The sequence below is a fragment of the Xanthomonas hortorum pv. cynarae genome (genome assembly GCF_002939985.1).
GTDB lineage: Bacteria > Pseudomonadota > Gammaproteobacteria > Xanthomonadales > Xanthomonadaceae > Xanthomonas > Xanthomonas hortorum_D.
The window spans coordinates 21,152-44,362 of the sequence record NZ_MDFM01000013.1 but is presented as its reverse complement, the minus strand read 5'-3'; the positions used below and the strand labels follow the sequence as shown (position 1 = coordinate 44,362).

The following is a 23,211-nucleotide window of genomic DNA, read 5'->3' as shown; positions in this document are numbered from 1 at the left end:
CGAAAGCGTGGACAGGGTCGGGGCGCAAACGCATACAGGCTGCGTCCGCAGCAGGTACGTGCTGCGGATCGGGCCGTTGTGGCCATCGCTGTGGCGATGTGCGTTGCTGTGCTGCGTGCTGCTCGGCGCCTGGCCCGCCTTCGCCCAGCCGTTCAAACACACCGCCTATCACACCGTCACCCGCTGGAGCATGGACGACGGCCTGCCGCACAACCTGGTGCATGCGGTGGCGCAGGGCGAAGATGGCCTGATCTGGCTCGGCACCTGGGAAGGCGTGGCGCGCTTCAACGGCCGCGATTTCACGGTCTACGATCGTCAGAACACCCCGGGCGTCGAGCTGGGCGGTGTGTTCGTGGTGGTGCGCGACAGCACCGGCGGCATGTTGTTCGGCACCGCATTCGATGGGGTCTACCACTATCAGGACGGCCACTGGCAGCAGCTGGGCGATGCCTCCGCGCGGCATCTGGCGGTGAGTGCATTGCTGCGGCGTGCCGATGGCGCGTTGTGGGTGGGCACCCCGCAGACGCTGTACCGGATCGAGGCCGATGGGCGGGTGGTCGATGTGGGCCGCCAGGCCGGGCTGCCGCGTGCACGCGTCACCGCGCTCTCGGCCGACGACGACGGCGATCTGTGGGTGGGCACCGAGGTCGGGCTGTATCGCCTGCCGCAGGATGGCAGCCCGGCAACCGCCTGGGGCAAGGCGCATGGCATGCGCGATGCGCCGGTGCGACGGCTGGCCAGCGACCGCGAAGGCGGTTTGCTGGTGGCTGGCGACGACGGGGTGTGGTGGTGGAGCCGCGGCGGCGGCCTGCAACGCTTCCGTCAGGGCCAACGCGTGGATTCGTTGTTGCTGGATCGACGCGGGCATCTATGGATGAGTCTGTCGACCGGGCTACTGGTGGTGCACAGCGGCGCGGACGATCCGGACGAGCAGATCGCCATTTCCGGTGTGGCCAGCCCGGCCTTGCTGGAAGATGCCGAAGGCCTGATCTGGGTCGGCAGCACACACGGCTTGTTCCGGGTTGCCGAAGGCGCCGCGCATGGCGTCACCCACGAGGACGGCCTCACCTCCGATTACGTGCGCAGCGTGCTGCAGACGCCCAATGGCACGGTGTGGGTGGGCAGCGCGGTGGGCCTGGACCGCTGGCGCGGCGAGCAGATCAGCCGGGTGTCGTTGTCGCCCAGCGAGGGCGGGCGCGTGCTGGAACAGTCGGTGCTGGCGCTGGCCGACGCCGGTGACGGCGGCGTGTGGGCCGGCACCTATAGCCAGGGCGTGGTGCGTCTGGATGCGCAAGGCCGCGTGCTGGTGCGCATCGGTGCAGCCGAGGGCTTGCCGTCGATGTCGGTGCGCGCGGTGCTGCCCGACGGCGAGGATCTGTGGATCGGCACCACCGCCGGGCTGGTGCGTTGGCGCAACGGCAAGGCGCGTCACTACACCGCCGCCGACGGCGTGCCGGACGGTTCGGTGCAGGTGCTGTATCGCGATGCGCAGGGGATTGTGTGGAGCGGCACCGATCGCGGCATGACCGCGCTGTCGCCTGACGGCAGCACACGCGCATGGCTGGGCGAGCAGGATTTCCCCGGGCAGAACGCGTTCGATTTCCTGCGCGATGCCAATGGCGATCTGTGGATCGCCAGCGATCGCGGCCTGTTGCGCTTGCGCGGAGAGACATTCCGCGTCTACGACCACCGGGTCGGGCTGCCGCGCGACAAGGTGTTTCGGGTGATCGACGACGGCCGCGGCTATTTCTGGTTGTCGAGCAACCATGGCGTGTTCCGCATCGCGCGCAGCGATTTCGACCAGCTCGATGCGGGCACGCGCGACCAATTGAGTGTGGAAGTGGTGGATCGCAGCGACGGCATGCCTGGCAATCAGGGCAACGGCAGCAGCGCGCCGGCCGGCTGGATGACGCAGTCCGGGCAGCTGTTGTTTCCGACCGCAGCCGGTCTGGGGGTGATCGATCCGGCGCGTGTAGGCACCTTGCAAGGCCATCGCGTGCCGATCGTGTTCGAGCGTTTGCTGGTCGATGGCATGGTGCAGCCGTTGAACGGCCCGCATCGATTCGGCGCAGACACCCGGCGCATCGCCATTGGCTATGCCGGACTGAATTTCCGTGGGCCGGACAAGGTGCGTTATCGCTACCGGCTGGAAGGCTTCGATCCGGAGTGGGTGGATGCCGACAGCGCCATCGAGGCGATCTACACCAATCTGCCGCCGGGCCGTTTTCGTTTCCGTGTGCAGGCGATGTCGCTGCCGGTGGACTGGCGGCAGACCGACTTGCTGGGCGAATCCAGCCTGGTCATCGAACTGGCGCCGCCGTGGTGGCGGCGTGGCGAAGTGATTGCGCTGGGCATCCTTGGCCTGGGCAGTGTGATCTACATGTTTTACTTATGGCGCACGGCCAGTTACCGCCGACGCCAGCGTCAGCTCAACACGGTGATCGACCGGCGCACACGCGAGTTGAGCGACAAGAACCTCGCGCTGCAGCAGGCCAGCCAGGAGCGCGAAGCGTTGATGCGCCAGCTGGAGTATCGCGCCAGCCACGACGTGCTCACCGCGCTGCCCAACCGGCGCGAGGCCGAGCGCGTGCTGCAGCAATGGTTCGACGAAGCGCGCGCCGGTGGTGCGGCATTGGCGTTGGCGCTGATGGATATCGATCACTTCAAACGCATCAACGATGCCTACGGCCATGAGGTTGGCGATGCGGTGTTGTCTGCGATTGGCGAGGCATTGAGCGAACACGATCAGGCGCAGTGCTTTGCCGCCCGGCATGGTGGCGAAGAGTTCTTGCTGGCGGCCATCGGCCTGGACGCAGCGCAGGCGCGCACGCTGTTCGAGCGCATGCGCCAACGGCTTGCAACGATCGATGTCGACGCGCAGGGCACCACCGTGCGCTGCACCGCCAGCATGGGCATGGCGATGAGCGATGAAGCACCAAGCCGGCGCGAATTGCTGGCCTTGGCCGATCGCCGTCTGTATCAGGCCAAGCGGCAGGGGCGGGATCGCTTGGTGGGGCGGTGATGTTTACAGCTGCCCCTGATCCGCCTGCACATGCAACAGCGCAACAAATGCCTGCGCGGCCCGCGACAAGGTGCGCCCACCATGCGTCACGCAGCCGAGCTCGCGCGACAGCGCGACATCGGCCAGCGGCAGCGCCACGATCTGATGATCGATCATGCGCTCCGGCAACACGCTCCAGGCCAGGCCCACCGACACCAGCATCTTGATCGTCTCCAGATAATTGGTGGTCATGCGCAGGCTCGGCACCAGCCCGCGCTCGGCGAACAGGCCGGCGACGATGCGATGGGTGAAGGTGCCCGGGTCCGGCAGCACCGCCGGGTGCGCCACCACATCCTCCAGCGTCACTGCGCGCAGTGACGCCAACGGATGATCCGGCGCCACCACGAACTGCAGGCGGTCATGCCAGATCGGCTGCGCGCGCAGCGGCGCGCGCGTGTCCGGTGCCAGCGTGGTCACCGCCAGTTCCACTTCTCCGCGCAGCACGGCTGCATAGGCCAGTTCCGAATCCAGGAACTGGATGTCCAGCGCCGCCTGCGGATGTTCTGCAGCAAAGCGGCGCAGCAGGGCGGGCAAACGGTGCAGGCCCACATGATGGCTGGTGGCCAGGCTCAGGCGCCCGCCGACCGCCGCACCAAGGTGTTCCAGCACGCGGCGGGTGTCCTGCAGCTCGGCCAGGATGCGTTGCGCGCGTGGCAGCAAGGCCTGGCCTGCTTCGGTCAGCACCACCTGGCGGCCGAGGCGATCGAACAGGCGTGCAGACAATTGCCCTTCCAGCAAGGCGATGCGCTTGCTCACCGCCGGTTGGGTGAGGTGCAGCGCCTCGCCGGCGGCAGAGAAGCTACCGCTCTCGGCAATTGCCACGAACGCGCTGAGGCTGCCCAGGTCCATTGCTATTCCTGAAATTCATTTGTTGAATAAACAATATGAATTTGCGTTATCCAAGGCAAGCTCCTAGCATCGAACTCAGCCAGGTGGGCCACCCACCATCCGCCAATCGGGTTGCTGCGATGACTGCCAAGACGCTGTACGACAAGTTGTGGGAACTGCACGAGGTCACGCGCCGTGACGATGGTTCGTCGCTGATCTATATCGACCGCCACATCCTGCACGAAGTGACCTCGCCGCAAGCTTTCGAAGGCCTGCGCCTGGCCGGGCGCAAGCCTTGGCGCATCGACGCCAATATCGCAACGCCCGACCACAACGTGCCGACCACGCGTGCCGAGCGTCAGGGCGGGCTGGAGTCGATCACCGACGCAGTCTCGCGCCTGCAGGTGCAGACCCTGGACGAGAACTGCGACGACTTCGGCATCCTCGAGTTCAAGATGAACGACGCGCGCCAGGGCATCGTGCATGTGGTCGGCCCGGAGCAGGGCGCCACCTTGCCGGGCATGACCGTGGTCTGCGGCGATTCGCATACCTCCACGCACGGCGCGTTCGGCGCGCTGGCGCATGGCATCGGCACCTCGGAGGTCGAGCATGTGCTCGCCACGCAATGCCTGATCGCCAAGAAGATGAAGAACATGCAGGTACGCGTGGAAGGCACGCTGCCGTTCGGCGTGACCGCCAAGGACATCGTGCTGGCGGTGATCGGCAAGATCGGCACCGCTGGCGGCAACGGCCATGCGCTGGAATTTGCCGGCAGCGCGATCCGCGAGTTGTCGATCGAAGGCCGCATGACCATCTGCAACATGTCGATCGAAGCCGGCGCGCGCGTCGGCATGGTGGCGGTGGACGACAAGACGATTGCCTACGTCAAAGGTCGCCCGTTCGCGCCCAAGGGCGCCGACTGGGACGCGGCGGTCGCGTTGTGGAGCACGCTGGTGTCCGATGCCGATGCGCACTTCGACACAGTGGTGGAACTGCGCGCGGAAGACATCAAGCCGCAGGTCAGCTGGGGTACCTCGCCGGAGATGGTGCTGGCGGTGGACCAGCACGTGCCGGATCCGGCCGCCGAACAGGATCCGACCAGGCGCGACTCGATCGAGCGCGCGCTGAAATACATGGGTTTGCGGGCAAATCAGCCGATCACCGACATCCATCTGGATCGCGTGTTCATCGGCTCATGCACCAACTCGCGCATCGAAGATCTGCGTGCGGCCGCTGCAGTTGCCAAGGGCCGCAAGGTCGCTTCCACCATCAAGCAAGCATTGGTGGTGCCGGGCTCGGGCCTGGTCAAGGCGCAGGCCGAAGCCGAAGGCCTGGACAAGGTGTTTCTGGACGCCGGCTTCGAATGGCGCGAGCCGGGTTGTTCGATGTGTCTGGCGATGAACCCGGACAAGCTGGGCAGCGGCGAGCATTGCGCCTCCACCTCCAACCGCAATTTCGAAGGCCGCCAGGGCGCCGGCGGCCGCACCCATCTGGTCAGCCCGGCGATGGCAGCGGCTGCTGCGATCAGTGGTCACTTCGTTGATGTGCGTGAGCTTGGGGATTTGGGAGTGGGGATTCGGGATTCGTAAAGACCGGTCTGCGTATTCCAGCTTTTTCGAATCCCCAATTACCAATCCCTAATCCCGGCACTCCTAATGACCCCTTTCATCCAACACACCGGACTGGTCGCGCCGCTGGATCGCGCCAACGTCGATACCGACCAGATCATTCCCAAGCAATTTCTCAAGTCGATCAAGCGCACCGGTTTCGGTCCGAACCTGTTCGACGAGTGGCGGTATCTGGATATCGGCGAGCCTGGTCGCTACAACAGCCAGCGCCCGATCAACCCGGAGTTCGTCCTCAATTTCCCGCGCTATCAAGGCGCCAGTGTGTTGCTGGCACGCGAAAACTTCGGCTGCGGTTCCTCGCGCGAGCACGCGCCGTGGGCGCTGGACGAGTACGGCTTTCGCGCAGTGATTGCACCGAGCTTTGCCGACATCTTCTTTAACAACAGTTTCAAGAACGGCCTGCTGCCGATCGTGCTGGCCGAAGCGGAAGTGGACGCCTTGTTCGCGCAGTGCCTGGCCACCGAGGGCTATCAACTCACCGTGGATCTGGCCGCACAACGCGTGCGCCGCTCCGATGGTGTGGAATATAGCTTCGAGATCGATGCGTTCCGCAAGCACTGCCTGCTCAACGGGCTGGACGACATCGGCCTGACCTTGCAGGACGCCGATGCGATCGGTCGCTTCGAACAAGGCCATCGCGCGCGTCAACCGTGGTTGTTCGGCGCACTGCAATGAACTCGGTTGCCAACGCCACCGATGCGGGAGCGCAGCGCGCGCATGTCGCTGCGCAGTTCGGGCCGCAGGCGCAGGCCTATCTGCATAGCGACGTGCATGCGCAAGGCGCCGAATTCGCCGAACTCCGCGCTGGTCTGGCCGGTCATCGCAACGGCCGATTGCTCGACCTGGGCTGCGGTGCCGGGCATGTGAGTTTCCAGCTGGCGCCGTTGATGGCCGAGGTGGTGGCCTATGATCTGTCTGCCGACATGCTCAATGTGGTGGCGGCCACCGCCGCCGAGCGTGGGCTGGCACAGGTACGTACTGCGCAAGGCGTCGCCGAGCGCTTGCCGTTCGAAAGCGGCAGCCTGGATGCCGTGGTCAGCCGCTACTCGGCGCACCATTGGAGCGACCTGGGACAGGCACTGCGCGAAGTGCGGCGCGTGCTGCGGCCAGGCGGGATCGCTGCCTTTATCGATGTGGTGGCGCCTGGGCTGCCATTGCTGGACACGCACCTGCAGGCGATCGAGCTGCTGCGCGATACCAGCCATGTGCGCGACTACGGCGTGGCGCAGTGGTTGCAGATGCTGGGCGATGCCGGCTTGCAGGTGCAGCGTCATCAGTGCCAACGGCTGCAGCTGGACTATCAGAGCTGGGTAGACCGCATGCGCACGCCGGAGGTGTTGCGCGCGGCCATTCGCGCATTGCAGGACGCGGCGGTGGACGAGGTCCGCGACTACTTTCAGATTGCCGCCGATGGTTCCTTCAGCACCGATGTGCTGGTTGTATGGGCCACACGTTGATTTTCAGGGCGCTACGGCGCCAACTCACGAGGATTGCATGAGCAAGCAGATTTTGATTCTTCCCGGCGACGGCATCGGCCCGGAGATCATGGCCGAAGCGGTCAAGGTGCTGACGCGGATCGATGCGCAACATGGCCTGGGCTTTACCCTGGTGTACGACGAACTGGGTGGCGCGGCCTACGACAAGTACGGCAGTCCGCTGGCCGACGAAACGCTGGAGCGCGCGCGCGCTGCCGATGCGGTGCTGTTAGGCGCGGTCGGCGGGCCGCAATGGGACACCATCGATCCATCGCTGCGTCCGGAACGTGGGTTGCTCAAGATCCGCTCGCAGCTGGGTTTGTTCGCCAATTTGCGTCCGGCGCTGTTGTATCCGCAGCTGGCCGATGCCTCCACGCTCAAGCCGGAGGTCGTTGCGGGGCTGGATCTGCTGATCTTGCGTGAACTCACCGGCGGCATTTACTTCGGCCAACCGCGTGGTACGCGCACGCTGGAAAATGGTGAGCGTCAGGCGTACGACACCTTGCCGTACAGCGAAAGCGAGATTCGCCGCATCGCCAAGGCCGGCTTCGAGATGGCGCGCTTGCGCGGCAAGAAACTCTGCTCGGTCGACAAGGCCAATGTGCTGGCATCGAGCCAGCTCTGGCGCGCGGTGGTGGAGGAAGTCGCGAAGGATTATCCGGACATCGCGCTGTCGCACATGTACGTGGACAACGCGGCCATGCAGTTGGTGCGTGCACCCAAGCAGTTCGACGTGATCGTGACCGACAACATGTTCGGCGACATCCTGTCCGATCAAGCATCGATGCTCACCGGCTCGATCGGCATGCTGCCCTCGGCCTCGCTGGATGCCAACAGCAAGGGCATGTACGAGCCGTGCCATGGTTCGGCACCGGATATCGCAGGGCAGGGCATTGCCAATCCGTTGGCGACCATCCTGTCGGTGGCGATGATGTTGCGTTACACCTTCGCGCAGGCCGCCGCTGCCGATGCGATCGAGCGCGCTGTCGGCAAGGTGCTCGACCAGGGCCTGCGCACCGCCGACATCTGGTCGGAAGGCACGACCAAGGTCGGCACGGTCGCAATGGGTGATGCGGTGGTTGCTGCGCTGTAAGCGTGATCGTACAGCTTGTCTTTCGTTGAGCTAGCAGCGGTCATCGCTTTATTGGGCGATGGCCGCTTTCGTTTTTGAGGGTCATCGATAGCGCGGTGCCGCATCCAGTGTCGGGACACGCCGCAAGTACGTCCATGTAGGCTCGGTGGCGGCATCCATGCCGCCACACGGTCCCGCCCCTGGACGCGACACCGCGCTCCCACTCTTCGCGGCTGCTGATCGGCAAGCAATGCTTTTTGGTAGGCGTAATGCTTGCAGATTCGGTAGTCGGTAGTCGATGCAGTTTTTCGTCTATTGCTTTGCCATGATTCCGCCAGCGAAGGGCGCGTTCCAAAGCATGATCAATCAACCAAGTAACGCTTCTCCTTCAGCCACCAACAATATTCGGAGGTGCTTGCGCGCGTACCGGCGTGGGACCTTACGCGGCATGGATGCCGCGTAAGAGCCTACACGGACGTACTTGCGGCGTGTCCCACGCCGGTACGCGCGCAAGCGCCCTCAGTGATCGAGGCATTTGCACGAAACCGGCAGACGTCGTGCGTGGGATTGGTCGATGCGGCGCCGCGCTCCCACTCTTCGCGGCTGCTGATCGGCACGCAATGCATTCTTAGAAAACGTTCAAATCACCAACCACCGAAAAGCAAGACGGCCAGCAGATCACTCCGCTAGCCGTCAGGTTTACATCGTCGAGTTGATTGCAGCGCTACGCCACCGCAGCCGTCTTACCGGCAACCACGCCACGCTGGCGCTGACGCAACAGGCGATTGGCCACATCCAACCACGCCAGCGCGCTGGCTTCGATGATGTCCTTGCTGGTGCCGGTGCCTTCGTATTCCACGCCGTCGTGGCGCACGCTCAGGCTGGCTTCGCCACGTGCGTCCGCACCGATGCCCACGCTGTGGACCTGATAGCTGTCCAGCTCCAGCTTCACACCGGTGGCCGAGGCCAGCGCACCGAATAGCGCATCCACCGGACCATTGCCTTGTGCGGTTTCGGCAACACGATTGCCTTCCGGATCGGACAACTCCACCAGCGCATTCGCGCGGCTGCCGACATCGCTGATGGTCATCGAGGCCAGGCGGTAGCCTTCCTGCACGGTGGCATCCTGCATCAACGTTTGCAGATCGGCGTCGGTGACCACGCGCTGCTTCTCGCACAATGCCTTGAACTGCTCGAAGACCAGCTTGACCTCGTCTTCTTCCAGCAAATAACCCAATGCGCGCAGACGCTGCTCCACTGCCGCACGGCCACTGTGACGGCCCAGCACCATCTGCGAGGACTCCCAGCCCACGTCTTCCGGACGCATGATTTCGTAAGTGCCGCGATGGCGCAGCATGCCGTGCTGATGGATGCCCGACTCGTGCGCGAACGCATTGCCGCCGACCACCGCCTTGTTGCGCTGCACCGGCATGCCGACCAGGCGCTGCAGCAATTGCGAAGTGGACACGATGCGCGGCGTGTTGATCTCGGTATCGATGTTGTAGAACGCACCGCGCACCTTGAGTGCCATGGTGATTTCTTCCAGTGCGCAGTTGCCCGCACGCTCACCGATGCCGTTGATGGTGCATTCGACCTGGCGCGCGCCGCCTTCGATCGCCGCCAGCGAATTTGCCACTGCCAGACCCAGATCGTTATGGCAGTGCGCGCTGAAGATGACGGTGTCGGCCCCTTCCACGCTGGCGATCAGGCGCGAGAACATGCCGCGGATTTCTTCCGGCGTGGTGAAGCCCACCGTGTCCGGCAGATTGATCGTGGTGGCACCGGCGGCGATCGCCACGCGGGTGACCTCGGCCAGGAAATCCTCTTCGGTACGGGTGGCATCTTCGGCGGAAAACTCGACATCGTCGATGTAGCCACGCGCCAGCGTCACATGCCTGTGCACCGACTCCAGCACCTGCTCGCGGCTCATGCGCAGCTTGTGCTCGCGGTGCAATGGGCTGGTGGACAGGAACACATGCAGGCGCGGATTGGCGGCTGCTTCCAGTGCGCGTGCGGAGGTTTCGATATCGGCCTGCAGGCAGCGCGACAGCACCGCCAGCGTGGGGCGACGCAACTCGCGGCCGATCATCGCGACGGCTTCGCGGTCGGAATGCGAGCTGGCCGGGAAACCGGTTTCGATGATGTCCACGCCGAGCTCGTCCAGCGCGCGCGCCATCACCAGCTTTTGCTGGGGCGTCATGCTGCAGCCGGGGGATTGCTCGCCGTCGCGCAGGGTGGTGTCGAAAATTCGGATACGCGGGGTCTGGTTGGATACGGTCGTGTTCACCAGGAAGACTCCTCTACGGCGATGGCGGTGACAGGCGTTGGAGCGACTGCGGATGGGCGGGAAAGAACGGGTGTTTCGGGAAGTGACTTGGCGCTGCGTTCGTTGCGCAGTCGCTCGGTATTGCGACGACGCGGCTTGCGTGGCGGACGCGGCCGCACCTCGGACAAGAGGGTGGCCAGCACAGTTGCGTCGATATTACCGCCAGAGACCACTGCACATTTGCGTTTGCCTGAAACGCGGCGACCGGCGGCCAAGGCGAGTGCCCCGGCGCCCTCGGCGATGACGTGTTCTTCCAGCGCCAGACGTACCAGGGTTTCGCGTAATTCGGCTTCGCGCACGATCACCACATCGTCGAGCAGACTCGCGCATAAACGGCGGGTCAGGAAGCCGGGAATCTTGACCTTCACACCGTCGGCCAGCGTGGGCACCGGGGTGATTTCGCGGAAGTCGCCGCGCACCGCGCGGGCCATCGAATCCACGCCTTCCACCTGCGCACCGACGATGCGCACGCCTTGCGATTTCAGCGCCAGCGCCACCCCGGAGGCCAGCCCACCGCCGCCGATCGGCACGATCACCACATCCGGCGCATGCGCGGCCAGTTCGATGCCGACCGTGCCTTGCCCGGCGATCACATCCGGGTCGTCGAAGGCCGAGAGAAAGCGGTAGCCATTCTGATCGGCCAGCTCGCGCGCAAACGCAAACGCCTCGTCATAGCTGTTGCCGTGTTGCCGCACAGTGGCGCCCCAGTGCGCGACACCGGCAATCTTGGTCTGCGGCGCGCCGTACGGCATCACCGTGATGGCCTGCACGCCCAGCCGATACGCCGACCACGCCACCCCTTGCGCATGGTTACCGGCCGAGGCGCAGATCACCGGGCGCTCGTCGCCGCGTTCCAGCCCGGCCAGCAGCGCATTCAGTGCGCCGCGCACCTTGTAGGAGCCGGTGCGCTGCAGGTTTTCCAGCTTCAGCCACACACCGAAACGCTCGGCGTAATGCAGCGGCGTAGGCGACAGGTATTTGCGCAGACGCGCCTGCGCGGCCAGCACGTCGGCCACGCTGATGGCCACGTCGCTTACGTCTGGCTCCCGCGAAGAGGGGCGGCCGGAATCAGGCATTGCGGCACGCGCGCGGCCAATCCGGAAGAAGACACCTCCGGACAGCGATCTGATGGTCACGCGAGGTCTGCGTGCTCGAGGTCTGCATGGTCATGCCGCAGCCTCGACCGATTCCAGCGCGGTGATCACCACCGACTCGCAGTCGTACACCTTTTCCAACTGCAGGCGCAGCGTTTCCGGTGGGCGTGTGCTGTCCACGTCCAGTTGCAGATGCCAGCGCCCGGCATCGTCGGGCGCGGCGGCGCCCTGGATGGCGCACGGGCGGAAGCCGCGCCGCTCGGTCATGCCGAGCACCCGCACCAGCGCGCCTTCGGCCGGCTTCAGCACCAGATCAAGCCGGTAACGCATGTGGCGTCTCCTTGACCGCATGTGCGGGATTGCTGTCCAGCATGGTGCTGTTGGCATTGTTGGGCGGCACCAGCGGCCACACATTGGCACGCGCGTCGATGCTCACATGCAACAGGCCGGGGCCGGGCTGTGCCAGCAGCTCGGCCAGTGCGCCATCCACATCGCCGCGCGCGATGATGCGCTTGGCCGGGATGCCGAACACCTGCGCCAACGCCGCAAAATCCGGGTTGTCGGACAGATCGATTTCGCTGTAACGCTCGGCAAAGAACAGTTCCTGCCACTGCCGCACCATGCCCAGCGAGCTGTTGTCCAGCAGCACGATCTTCACCGGCAGCTTGCAGCGCGCGATCGTCACCAGCTCCTGCACGTTCATCATGAAACTGCCGTCGCCGGAGACCAGCACCACAGTGCGGTCGGGGCAGGCGAACTGCGCGCCCATCGCCGCCGGCAGGCCGAAGCCCATCGTGCCGAGCGCGCCGCTGGTGAGGTGATTGCGCGGGTCGTTGAAGCGGCAATGCTGCGCGACCCACATCTGATGCTGGCCCACATCGCAGGCGATGATGGTGTCGGCCGGGGCCACTTCGCTCAGGCGCTTCAGCAACGCCGGTGCGTAGATGTCGGTGCCGGGCGCGTCGTAACGCGCACCGAATTTTTCGCGGTTGGCAAAGCAACGCGTACGCCAGGCCTGGCAGTTGCCGCGTGCCGCGCTCAAGGCTTTCAGACTCAGTGCCACATCGCCGGGCACTGCGATGTCGGCCGTGCGCAGCTTGGAAATTTCATAGGCGTCGGCATCCAGGTGGATGACGCGCGCAAACGGAGCGAACTCGCTCAGCTTGCCGGTGGCACGGTCGTCGAAACGCGCGCCCACCACGACCAGCAGATCGCATTCCTGGATCGCCATATTGGCCGCGCGGGTGCCGTGCATGCCCAGCATGCCCAGATAATCCGGATGCGCATGCGGCAACGCGCCCAGACCGCGCAAGGTCAGTGCCGTCGGGATGCCGGTGGCTTCGACAAACCGCCGGAACGCGTCCACCGCGCCTGCCAATGCAATCCCGCCACCGCCGTACACCACTGGGCGTTCGGCGCTGGCGATGGCGGCCAGCGCTTCGGCCAATTTCGCATCCGCCGGTGCCGGAGGCGGCAACACCGCTGCCGGTACGTGATCGGGCAGATGCGCCGCATCGGCGATCTGTACGTCCTTGGGCAGGTCGATCAAGACCGGCCCGGGGCGTCCCTCGCGCGCGATGCGAAACGCTTCGCGCACGATCTGCGGAAGTTCCTCCACCCGCCGCACCAGAAAGCTGTGCTTGACGATCGGCATGGTCATGCCGAACACGTCCAGTTCCTGGAACGCGTCGGTGCCCAGCAAGGGCGTGGCGACCTGGCCGGTCAGGCACACCATCGGCACCGAATCGAGCATCGCATCGGCGATGCCGGTGACCAGATTGGAGGCGCCCGGGCCGGAGGTGGCCACGCACACGCCGACCCGGCCGCTGGCACGGGCGTAGCCGTTGGCGGCCAGGGCGGCGCCCTGTTCGTGACGGACCAGGATGTGCTTGAGCCTGGAATCCACCAGGGCGTCGTAGAACGGCATGATGGTGCCGCCCGGATAACCGAACAGCGTTTCCACGCCCTCGGCTTCCAGGGCCTGCGTCAGCCAGCGCGCGCCATTGCGGGGCGTGCTGTGTGCGGAGGTGTTCATGCGTTGCGGACCTTCGGTATTAGCGGTGGGGGTGCGGCGGCATTACGCCGCTTGTTGATTCGCAGGTGCGGCAGCGGCTTGCTGTTCGCCGTTGAGCCAGACCATCTTGGCGCGCAGCTTCTTGCCCACTTCCTCGATCGGGTGCTCCAGATCGGCCTGCTTGAACTTGGTGTAGTTCGGCAGGCCGGCTTCGTATTCGGCCACCCAGTTCTTGGTGAAAGTGCCGTTCTGGATATCGGTCAGCACGTCCTTCATGCGCGCCTTGGTGCTGGCGTCGATCACGCGCGGGCCGCTGACATAGTCGCCGTATTGCGCGGTTTCGGACACGAATTCCAGCATGCGGGTGATGCCGCCTTCGTAAAACAGGTCCACGATCAACTTCAGTTCGTGCAGCACTTCGTAATACGCGATTTCCGGCTGATAGCCGGCTTCCACCAATACTTCGAAACCGGCCTGCACCAGCGACGAGGCGCCGCCGCACAGCACGGCCTGCTCGCCGAACAGATCGGTCTCGGTCTCTTCCTTGAAGGTGGTCTTGATGATGTTGGCGCGCGCGCCGCCCAGGCCGCCGGCATAGGTCAGTGCGAACTGCTCGGCCTTGCCGCTGGTGTCCTGATACACCGCATAGATGCACGGCACGCCGCGGCCGATTTCATATTCGCGACGCACCAGCGCGCCCGGGCCCTTGGGTGCGACCAGCACCACGTCCAGATCGGCACGCGGCTTGATCATGTCGAAATGCACGTTCAGGCCATGCGCGAACAGCAGGCAGGCGCCTTGCTTCATGTTCGGTGCGATGACCTCTTCGTAGAGCTTCTTCTGCACCATGTCCGGGGTCAGGATCGCGACCAGATCGGCGGTCTTCACCGCCTCGGCCGGCGCCACGACGGTGAAGCCGTCGGCCTGGGCCTTGGATTCGGTCGGGCCACCGGCACGCAGGCCGACAGTGACGTCGAAGCCGGAATCGCGCAGGTTCAGCGCATGCGCGCGGCCCTGGCTGCCGTAGCCGATGATCGCGATTTTCGGTTGGATGTCGTTGCTCATGGAGTTAAGTCCTTGCGGGGTTGGCAGTGAAAAAAGAATCAGCCGGCAGTGGAGACACTGGCCGGCCGAACAAAGCGGGGATGGACGATGGCACTGGCCATGCAGGCACGTGCACCGGCGCAGTTGCCGGCGCGGGTGGTGCAGATGGCGGCGATGTCGGTGATGTCGTTCATGTCATTCGAAACTTTTGGTGGTCCCTGAAACGCGAAACCCCGCGCCGTTGCCGGTGCGGGGTCTGATCGAAGCCTTGTGTGTCTGTTGCCTACACGAAGTCTCGTCCCGCAGCGTTTGGCGAGGTAATAAGTACGAGCACGAGAAGCGACGCTGCCAACGCGCCGGAGGGCGCGGACAATGGTGCGTTCGAGGTGGTGTGGCGGTGCGGCATGGACTGAGATAACCATCGCCACCGGTAGGGTGTCAACCCTTGCGCGTGAAACGGCCGCGTCCATGTGCAACTTGCCGTGGGAAACCCCATCGCAGCAGCATGGTTACCGCTGAAACCGGATCGATGCAGGGCAGTGAGGATCGATGCGGGTCACTAAATGCGCGGCATTCGCGCTGCCGCGCGATGGTGATCGAACGAGGCGGCATGCGCCGCTGGTATGGTTGGCGACTCATTCTGCTGTGTCATGGAGGCCGCCTGTCATGCGTCGCGTACCTGTCCTGTTGGTGTCTGCTCTGGTGCTGCTCGCGCCGCCTCTCATCGCCGCGGACCGCATCACCGGGCAGCCGTTTGCGACCCGTTCGGAAGTCATCGCCCCGCATGCGATGGCGGCCACCTCGCAGCCGTTGGCCACCCAGATCGCGCTGGATGTGATGAAGGACGGCGGCTCGGCGGTGGATGCGGCGATTGCCGCCAATGCCGCACTGGGCCTGATGGAGCCCACCGGCAACGGCGTCGGCGGGGATCTGTTCGCCATCGTCTGGGACCCCAAGACCAGCAAGCTCTATGGCTACAACGGCTCGGGCCGCTCGCCCAGGTCGCTGACCCTGGCCGAGTTGCAGCGACGTGGGCTGAAGGACATACCGCCGACCGGCCCGTTGCCGGTCTCGGTGCCGGGCGCGGTGGATGGCTGGTTCGCGCTGCACGAGCGCTTTGGGCGCAAGCCGATGGCGCAGAACCTGGCCCCGGCGATCCGCTATGCCCGCGAGGGCCATCCGGTGGCCGAGACCATCGCCTATTACTGGGACCGCTCGGTGCCGCGGCTGTCGCAATACCCCGGCTTCAAGGAGCAGTTCACCATCGACGGCCACGCCCCGCGCAAGGGCGAGCTGTGGAAGAACCCGAACCTCGCGAACACGCTGCAGCAGATCGCCGACGGCGGCCGCGATGCGTTCTACAAGGGCGACATCGCGCGCACCATCGGCGCCTATTTCAAGGCCAATGGTGGCTATCTGAGCTATGAAGACCTGGCCAGTCATCAGGGCGAGTGGGTGGAGCCGGTGTCCACCAACTACCGCGGCGTTGATGTGTGGGAATTGCCGCCCAACAGCCAGGGCATCGCCGCGTTGCAGATGCTCAACATCCTGGAAGGCTACGATTTTTCCAAGATTCCGTTCGGTTCGGCCGAGCATGTGCACCTGTTCACCGAGGCCAAGAAGCTGGCGTTCGCTGATCGCGCGCGTTTCTATGCCGACCCGGCGTTCCAGCCGGCACCGCTGGCCAGGCTGGTCTCCAAGGACTACGCCGCCCAGCGTCGCGCATTGATTTCCATGGACAAGGCGCTTAAGGAAGTGCAGCCGGGCACGCCTAAAAAACTGGAAGAGGGCGACACCATCTACATGACCGTGGCCGATGCCGACGGCATGATGGTGTCGCTGATCCAGTCCAACTACCGCGGCATGGGCAGCGGCATGGCACCGCCGGGGCTGGGCTTCATCCTGCAGGACCGCGGCGAGATGTTCGTGCTGAAGAAGGACCACCCGAACGGCTACGCGCCGGGCAAGCGGCCGTTCCAGACCATCATCCCCGCCTTCGTCACCAAGGACGGCAAGCCATGGCTGAGCTTCGGCGTGATGGGCGGGGCGATGCAGCCGCAGGGGCACGTGCAGATCGTGATGAACCTGGTGGACTTCCATATGAATCTGCAGGAAGCCGGCGATGCGCCGCGCATCCAGCATGAAGGTTCCACCGAGCCGACCGGCCAGGCCACCGCGATGAGCGACGGCGGCGAGGTCAATCTGGAAACCGGTTTCTCCTACGACACCATTCGCGGGTTGATGCGCAAAGGCCACCGGGTGATCTTTGCCGACGGCCCGTATGGCGGCTATCAGGCGATTGCGCGCGACCCGGCCAACGGGGTGTATTACGGCGCCTCGGAAAGCCGCAAGGACGGGCAGGCTGCCGGTTACTGAGCAAGCGCTTGCGGGTGCGTCGGGCCGCTCAACTCCAGCCCCAGCGGGCCGCTAATGATCGTGATGGATTAGGAATTCCCATGAGCTCGATGCAACCGCCTGACCTGCCGTCGCAAACCCGCGCGGCGCTGCTCCCCGATGCGCCGGTCGCCTTGCTGCGGCTATCGGCCGAGGCGTGCGTGGTGGCCTGCAACCGCGCCGGCCTGGACGTCCTGGGCAAGACCGCCAGTGAGCTGCAAGGCGTGCCGGCGTCGGTGTTGTGGGGCTTGAGTGCAGCCGATCTGGTCGGCGAAGAGGGCGTGTGGGCCGCCCCGGGCGACGATCCGGCCCGGCGCGTGCGCTATGTGCGCGACCGCGAGCACGGCGGCTGGATGCTGTCGCTGCCGCATGTGGAAACAGCCATTTTGCTGCGCGAAGCCACCCGCCTTGCCGAAGACAGCCGGCCGGTACCGATCTCGCCACTGCTGCAGCCGTTGGTGGCACGCCTGCAGGCCGAACACGAAGACCGCACCGTGCTGGAGCGCACCGCACAGGCGTTGGCCGGTTGCGAGCTGGAACTGCTGCTGCCGCCCGGTCTGGCGGAGACCGACATGGGACGCCGGCTGCAGGCCGGCTTCGGCAATCTGGCCGAAGCGATCCGCCAGGCAGTGGCGTTGTCGGTGCAGATCGCTGCCGAAGTGCCGCCGCTGGTGGCCGAGAACGACGAGATGGTGCGCCAGTCGCAGGCACAGACCGAAGCATTGGACGGCGCCCGCACCGCCGTGGAACGGCTGTCGGCTAGCCTGCAGGACGTCAACGCCGATCTGGCACAGGTCATCGCGTTGGCCGCCAGCGCCGATGAAAGCGCACGTCAGGGCGTGGCCGCCGCACATGCGCTGGGCCAGGCCATGCACGAAGTGGAACGCCGCGCCGCGCGTGCCGGCGAGGTCATCGAAGTCATCGACTCGGTGGCGTTCCAGACCAATATCCTGTCGATCAACGCCAGCATCGAAGCCGCGCATGCCGGCGATGCCGGGCGCGGGTTTGCGGTGGTCGCCACCGAGATCCGCCGCCTGGCCGAACGCGCCGCTGCTGCAGCGCGCGATGTGCGCGAGATCCTGGCCGAAACCAGCGCCGCAGTGGGCGAGGGTGCGGCCTCCGCGCGCGGCACCGAAGCGGTGCTCGATGGCATCACCCGCGTGCTCGGCCAGGCCAGCAGCGCGATGACCACGGTGGCCGGGCGTATCCAGGCGCAGGACAGCGAGATTCGCGGCATCGAAAGCGCCGTGGATGGCGTGGTGGCCCTGGGGCGCAGCAACTTGCAGCACGCCGCGCATGTGGCCGAACGCAGCGAAGCGCTGGAGCGCGGTACCGAAACGCTGCGCGATTGCGTGGGCCTGTTCCGCTTGCCGGCCGACCCGCTGAAGGTGCCCAGGCACGCCCGCGTCAAGGAACTCGCCGTGGCAACGGCTGGCCGCATCGGCACCGCATTGGCGCAGGCCATCGCACGCGGCCAGATCGATGAAGCGTCGCTGTTCGCACGCACCTACACGCCGATTGCCGGCGTGGAGCCGCCCAAGTTCAGTACCGATTTCGACGCCCTGTGCGACGAGGTATTGCCGGCCTTGCAGGAGCCGCTGCTGGATGCGCATCCGTGGATCGTGTTCGCCATCTGCGCCAATCCCGACGGTTACGTGCCCACGCACAATCTGCGCTTCACCCAGCCGCTGACCGGCGATCCCAAGCGCGATCTGGTCGGTAACCGTACCAAGCGCAAATTCACCGACCGCGTCGGCCGCAGCGTCGGCGCGCACACCGACCCGTATCGCCTGCAGGTCTACCGCCGCGACACCGGCCAGATCATGTTCGACCTGTCGGCGCCGATCTTCGTCGGCCGCAAGCACTGGGGCGGTCTGCGGGTGGGCTACACGCTGGAATAGCTCGCCTCGCTACTGGGGCGCGGCTGAAACAGCGGAAGCCGCTGCCGCGCCACCCAATTGCTCGCCGAGAAAGCGTTCGAGAGTGCGATAGAACGTCACCTGGTTGGCGTCCTTGTAGAAACCGTGTCCTTCCTTGGGAACAGCCATCCATTGTGGCGCGTTGCCGCTGCGGGTCAGCGCCGCGCGCAAGCTCTTGGCCTGGGCGAATGGTGCGCGCTCGTCTTCTTCGCCGTGCACCAGCAGCACCGGCACCTTGATGCGATCGGCCAGCATCACCGGCGAGTGCGCGGCCAGCTCGGCAACGTCGCGGCCGATGGCGCGTTCCAGATAATGCATGCCGTAGTCGCTGCGATTGATGTCGCCCTTGCTGTACATCATCTGCAGATCGTAGATGCCGGCAACACCGACAGCGCAGCGGAACAACGCCGGTGCCTTGACCTGCACCATCATTGCCGCATACGCACCGAAGCTGGCGCCATAGCTGCAGATGCGCGACTGATCGGCGAGCCCCTGGGCAACCGCCCAGCGCACGCCGTCGATCAGGTCGTCCTGGATACGTTCGCCCCACTGGCGATAACCAGCACGCTCGAACCGATTGCCGCGGCCAAGGCCGCCGCGGTAATTGACCTGCAGCACCAGATATCCGCGGCTGGCCAGGAACTGGGCGTCGGTATCGAAGGCCCAGCCATCTCCCTCGGCATGCGGGCCGCCGTGCGGCAGCAGGATCATCGGCAATGGCACACCCTTGGCGGCAGCGCTGGGCACGGTGAGTACGCCGTCCAGGGTCAGGCCGTCGCTGGCCTGAAACGTCACCATGCGGCGCTCGCTCATCTGCGCCGGCTGCAATGCGTTACGTGCCCTGACGACGAGTTTGAGCGTGTTGCTCGGCCGGTCGAACACGTACCAGGCTCCTGCATCGCGATCGCTGTAGGCCTTGAGCAACAGGCCATTGCCGTCCTCGGTGAAGTTGATGAAATCCACGTATTGACCGGACAAGGTCTGGCTCAGGCTACGGTGCAGTTGCGCTTTGGCAGCGTCCTGCTCGACATACCGCAGCGTTGGACGCCCCGGTCCCAGCCGTGCGGCAAACGGCGTTTGCGGCGCCGAGCCCCATTGCAGGTCGTCCACGTCATAGAACGGGTCCGAGGCGAGCACGCTGCGTTGCTGTCCATCGGGGTCGCTGGCGACCAGAGCCGTAGGGCCACCAGCCTCGTTGTACCAACCATAGACGCGCCCCGGCTGTCGCGCAAAGGCGATCGGGCGCCAGCTCGCCTGCACCTGGGGCATCGGCGACCAGCCGTTGCCCGCACGCCGGAACAACAGCGAGTTGTCGTTGTCGTCGGTGCCATATGCGTACTGCGGCACGCCATCGTGGTCGAGGACGAACCTCAAATCGGGCACGTCGATGTCGGCCATCAAGCGATGCGTGGTCGTGGTCGCGTCGACGTCGTAGAGCATCGAGTGGCGCGAATCCAGCGACAGACGCCGCATGTAGAAATGGCCGTTGCGACGACTGGGCAGGCCCTCGATGTAGCCGAACCCGCGCTCCAGCCCTGCGTTGCGGGTGCTCTGCAGATAGCCGTATACGTAGCGCTGATTGCTGCCGTCCAGGTCGGTGGCGATGATCTCGCCCATCGGCATGGGCTCTTCCAGCGAGCCGAGCTTGCGCCCCTTGCCGATCGCCAGGCGACGCTCACTGACCTAGGCGATGCGCACCGGCAGTTCGTAGCGCGGCAGGCGCAGCATCGTGGTGGATTGCATGTCGGCGATGCGGTAAACCACCAACGCGTAATTGCCGTCCCCTAGATCCGCACTGACCGCCAGATGCTTGCCATCGGGCGACATGGAGGGCGAGGAGATCGGGCCCGACTCGACGAAAGCTTCCACTGGCGGCGGGGACGCAGCCAGTGCGCCACCGCTCAGCACTCCCAGCAGCATTGCCGCTGCCCAGGCACACCATTGCATCCCTTGCATTTGCGTCGTCCGTTTTATTTCACTGAACGATAACGAAACGGCACTGGCGGTGACAAGTGGGCAACGAAAAAAAAGCCGCCGAAGATCGGCGGCAGGGGAGAGAGAGCAGGTTTCTTGTTTTAGTGACTGCAGGCTAGCGGTGCGATGTGCCGTGGAAATGTCCTCGCATGCCGCCATCGCCGTGCTGCGTGCCAAGCGACCCGCTACGTGTCAGCGCTGGCATAGCCACAACGACGCCGGAAGGCGGCTGTTGTGACGACACACATGTCCAGACAGTGGATCAGCGCGTCAACGGCGGCGGATCAGAAGCGCTGGGTGTATTGCAGGTAGCTGTAGCGCCCCGGAATGGCATAGGCCGAATCGAACGAGTTGGCAGAGGCGCTGAGCGCCACCGGCGGGTCGCGGTCGAAGACGTTGTTCAGGCCCACACGCACGGTGGCATTCCACGGCAATTGATAAGACACCTGCATGTCGTTGAAGGCAGTCGCCGCGACGTGGCGATAGTTGCCGTTGTCATCCAGCTCCGAGTCGTCGTCCCTCATGCCCGAGTAGTAACGCACCGCCCAGTTGGCAGCCAGATTGCCGTAGCTCCAGTCCAGGGTGAGCGTGCCGCGCGTGCGCCAGTTCGGGTTGTCGGTGTGGTAGATGCCGTTGTAGCTTTCCCACGCCGAGGTGTCGTCCTGCTTCTGCTCGTTGACGGCCACGTAGGTCGAATCCAGCGTGAGCATGAACTGGCCGATCGCCGTTTCCGGCAACTTGTAGCGCGCGGTGAAGTCGTAGCCTTGCATGCGCTGCCCGCCAACGTTCACCGGCTGGATCACCAGGCCGGTGATGGCGCCGGTGGCATCGCGTGTGACCAGATCGCAGAAGGCCGAGACGTTGAACTCGTAGCATTGCGACAGGATCTGGTTGGCGCCGAATTCGGTGATGGCATCGGTGATCTTGATCTTCCACCAGTCCAGCGACAGATCCAGGCCTTGCACCGCGGCGGGGCTGTAGACGAAACCGAGCGTGGTGTTCTTGGATTTTTCCGGCTGCAGGTTGGCGTTGCTGGTGTAGGTGAACGGATAGATGGTCTGGCCGGAGTTGCCGTTGGCGCTGTTGTATTCGGCGACGTAGTTCGCCGGCACGCCACCGCTTGCACATGCCGCGGCAATCGCGCTGGTATAGGACGTGCTGTTGGTCGAGCAGGGATCCGAATACGTATCGAAGCTGTCCGACGCGCCCAGGTACAGATTTTCGATCGATGGCGCGCGGAAACCGGTGGCGTAGTTGCCGCGAATCAACAGGTCGGCGACAGGTTTCCACTTGAAACCGAACTTGCTGTTGGTGGTGCTGCCGAAGGTGTTGTAGTCGGAGTAACGCACCGCTGCGCTCAACTCCAGCGATTGCGCACCGGCCATATCTTTCAATAGCGGAATCGCCACTTCGGTGCAGTAGTCGTTGAGCGTGTACGCGCCGGAAGTCGGGGTGAACGCATTGCCCGAGGTATAGCCGGCTGAGATCAACGCATCGGGCGAGGAGAAGCCGCTCTCTTCGCGCGTTCGACGATCGCCGAGGGAATGGTGTTCAGATCCACCGAACCGGACAGGCCCGACACCCAGCGCCGTCCGTTGACCAGCACCAAGGTGCGCGATGCACCCAGGTTGCGCAGGCTCACCGTGGCCGAGCCATTGCCACCGTTGTTGACGGTGGAGTTCATGGTCGCGCCGTTGGAGGGAATGCGCTTGAGCACATCGGCCACCGAGGTCAGGCCCTGTTTTTCGATGTCCTGTCGCGTGAGCACCAGCACCGGTTGCGAATTTTCCACATCGACCGAGCGGATGCGCGAGCCGGTGACTTCGATCTTGTCCAGGTTGGTCGGATTCTTATCGGTCTCTTCCTGGGCAATAGCACTATTGGTGACGCACAGGCCAATGGCGATCGCGAGCGAACCCCGACACAGGGTCGGGTGGAGCATGGGCATATTCATGTGTACGGCGGTTCCCGGTAGAGGAGGAGACGAGGCGATTCCCGTTGAATGACACCGCCGTGGCATGCGATTTCATCTGCATGACACGAAGGCTTAGCGGGAATTTAACGAGCGGGTGTCGCGCCCGTTTTTCGCGAATCGGCGCCTTGTTGCGGCGCAACGCGCGCAATGCATGGGCGCGTCATGCAATGCCGGTGCATCGATGCACGTGTGCCGCGTTGACCTGCGATGACGTGCGCGGACACATGCCGCGAGCGGGTGCGATGTGGTTTAATCGCCGCCGAAGTGGGGGTACCGCAGCGCGCTGCGGTTGAGATAGTCCCTTCGAACCTGATCCGGTTGATACCGGCGTAGGGAAGCTTCGTTAGATGCGATGGTCCGTGCGCTGCACGGGCACCTTGTGTTGAGCGCCGCCGCTTCGTCCGCAC

Annotated in this window: 14 protein-coding genes, 2 pseudogenes and 1 riboswitch; of the genes and pseudogenes, 7 read left to right on the top strand and 9 right to left on the bottom strand. The window is 64.9% G+C overall.

Features of this window, described 5'->3' with window-relative positions; all coding sequences use genetic code 11:
- The first annotated feature begins 7 nt into the window (after positions 1-7).
- A complete protein-coding gene (locus tag XcyCFBP4188_RS10800) occupies positions 8-3,022 on the top strand; it encodes a two-component regulator propeller domain-containing protein (RefSeq protein WP_104592086.1) in 3,015 nt (1,004 codons plus the stop codon).
- 3 nt (positions 3,023-3,025) lie between these two features.
- On the opposite strand, the gene XcyCFBP4188_RS10795 is transcribed toward XcyCFBP4188_RS10800, so the two are convergent.
- Positions 3,026-3,910 carry a LysR family transcriptional regulator gene (locus XcyCFBP4188_RS10795; protein ID WP_006451157.1) on the bottom strand — a complete coding sequence of 295 codons (885 nt, stop codon included), beginning with the start codon at positions 3,908-3,910 and terminating at the stop codon, positions 3,026-3,028.
- A 119-nt stretch (positions 3,911-4,029) separates the two neighbouring features.
- Between XcyCFBP4188_RS10795 and leuC the strand changes: the two genes are divergently transcribed.
- The 4 genes from leuC to leuB all read left to right on the top strand — a co-directional run bounded on the left by leuC (position 4,030) and on the right by leuB (position 8,085).
- Positions 4,030-5,478, top strand: coding sequence for a 3-isopropylmalate dehydratase large subunit (gene leuC, locus XcyCFBP4188_RS10790; RefSeq protein WP_074058221.1), 1,449 nt, complete (start codon positions 4,030-4,032; stop codon positions 5,476-5,478).
- Between the two features lie 66 nt (positions 5,479-5,544).
- On the top strand, positions 5,545-6,192 hold the full coding sequence (leuD, locus tag XcyCFBP4188_RS10785; protein WP_104592085.1) for a 3-isopropylmalate dehydratase small subunit: 648 nt from the start codon (positions 5,545-5,547) through the stop codon (positions 6,190-6,192).
- Complete coding sequence (locus XcyCFBP4188_RS10780) at positions 6,189-6,974, top strand: class I SAM-dependent methyltransferase (RefSeq protein ID WP_006451160.1); 786 nt, start codon at positions 6,189-6,191, stop codon at positions 6,972-6,974. Before leuD ends, XcyCFBP4188_RS10780 begins: the two co-directional genes overlap by 4 nt.
- 37 nt (positions 6,975-7,011) lie before the next feature.
- Positions 7,012-8,085, top strand: coding sequence for a 3-isopropylmalate dehydrogenase (gene leuB / locus XcyCFBP4188_RS10775; protein WP_074058219.1), 1,074 nt, complete (start codon positions 7,012-7,014; stop codon positions 8,083-8,085).
- Between the two features lie 703 nt (positions 8,086-8,788).
- Here leuB and XcyCFBP4188_RS10765 read toward each other — a convergent pair.
- The 6 genes from XcyCFBP4188_RS10765 to XcyCFBP4188_RS23570 all read right to left on the bottom strand — a co-directional run bounded on the left by XcyCFBP4188_RS10765 (position 8,789) and on the right by XcyCFBP4188_RS23570 (position 14,736).
- A complete protein-coding gene (locus XcyCFBP4188_RS10765) occupies positions 8,789-10,351 on the bottom strand; it encodes a 2-isopropylmalate synthase (RefSeq protein WP_023905033.1) in 1,563 nt (520 codons plus the stop codon).
- Entirely contained in the window at positions 10,348-11,418 is a 1,071-nt protein-coding gene (locus XcyCFBP4188_RS10760; RefSeq protein WP_228996136.1) for a threonine dehydratase, read from the bottom strand. Before XcyCFBP4188_RS10760 ends, XcyCFBP4188_RS10765 begins: the two co-directional genes overlap by 4 nt.
- A 138-nt stretch (positions 11,419-11,556) precedes the next feature.
- Positions 11,557-11,814: an ACT domain-containing protein gene (locus tag XcyCFBP4188_RS10755; RefSeq protein ID WP_006451059.1), complete on the bottom strand. Its 258-nt coding sequence runs from the start codon at positions 11,812-11,814 to the stop codon at positions 11,557-11,559.
- Entirely contained in the window at positions 11,798-13,519 is a 1,722-nt protein-coding gene (gene ilvG / locus XcyCFBP4188_RS10750; RefSeq protein ID WP_074058218.1) for an acetolactate synthase 2 catalytic subunit, read from the bottom strand. The genes XcyCFBP4188_RS10755 and ilvG overlap by 17 nt, the downstream gene beginning before the upstream one ends.
- Positions 13,520-13,561: 42 nt before the next feature.
- Complete coding sequence (gene ilvC, locus XcyCFBP4188_RS10745; RefSeq protein WP_046932404.1) at positions 13,562-14,563, bottom strand: ketol-acid reductoisomerase; 1,002 nt, start codon at positions 14,561-14,563, stop codon at positions 13,562-13,564.
- Positions 14,564-14,601: 38 nt separating this feature from the next.
- Entirely contained in the window at positions 14,602-14,736 is a 135-nt protein-coding gene (locus XcyCFBP4188_RS23570) for a hypothetical protein (RefSeq protein WP_255085951.1), read from the bottom strand.
- A gap of 472 nt (positions 14,737-15,208) precedes the next feature.
- On the opposite strand from XcyCFBP4188_RS23570, the gene ggt reads away from it, so the two are divergent.
- Positions 15,209-16,918, top strand: a complete 1,710-nt coding sequence (ggt, locus tag XcyCFBP4188_RS10740) for a gamma-glutamyltransferase (RefSeq protein WP_006449833.1) — start codon at positions 15,209-15,211, stop codon at positions 16,916-16,918.
- An 80-nt stretch (positions 16,919-16,998) separates the two neighbouring features.
- Positions 16,999-18,837, top strand: coding sequence for a methyl-accepting chemotaxis protein (locus XcyCFBP4188_RS10735; RefSeq protein ID WP_006449834.1), 1,839 nt, complete (start codon positions 16,999-17,001; stop codon positions 18,835-18,837).
- A gap of 9 nt (positions 18,838-18,846) precedes the next feature.
- On the opposite strand, the pseudogene XcyCFBP4188_RS10730 reads toward XcyCFBP4188_RS10735, so the two are convergent.
- Positions 18,847-20,811: pseudogene (locus XcyCFBP4188_RS10730) on the bottom strand (S9 family peptidase).
- Between the two features lie 302 nt (positions 20,812-21,113).
- A pseudogene (locus tag XcyCFBP4188_RS10725) lies at positions 21,114-22,777 on the bottom strand (TonB-dependent receptor).
- A 283-nt stretch (positions 22,778-23,060) separates the two neighbouring features.
- A riboswitch (TPP riboswitch) is annotated at positions 23,061-23,158 on the top strand.
- The last annotated feature ends 53 nt before the right edge of the window (positions 23,159-23,211 follow it).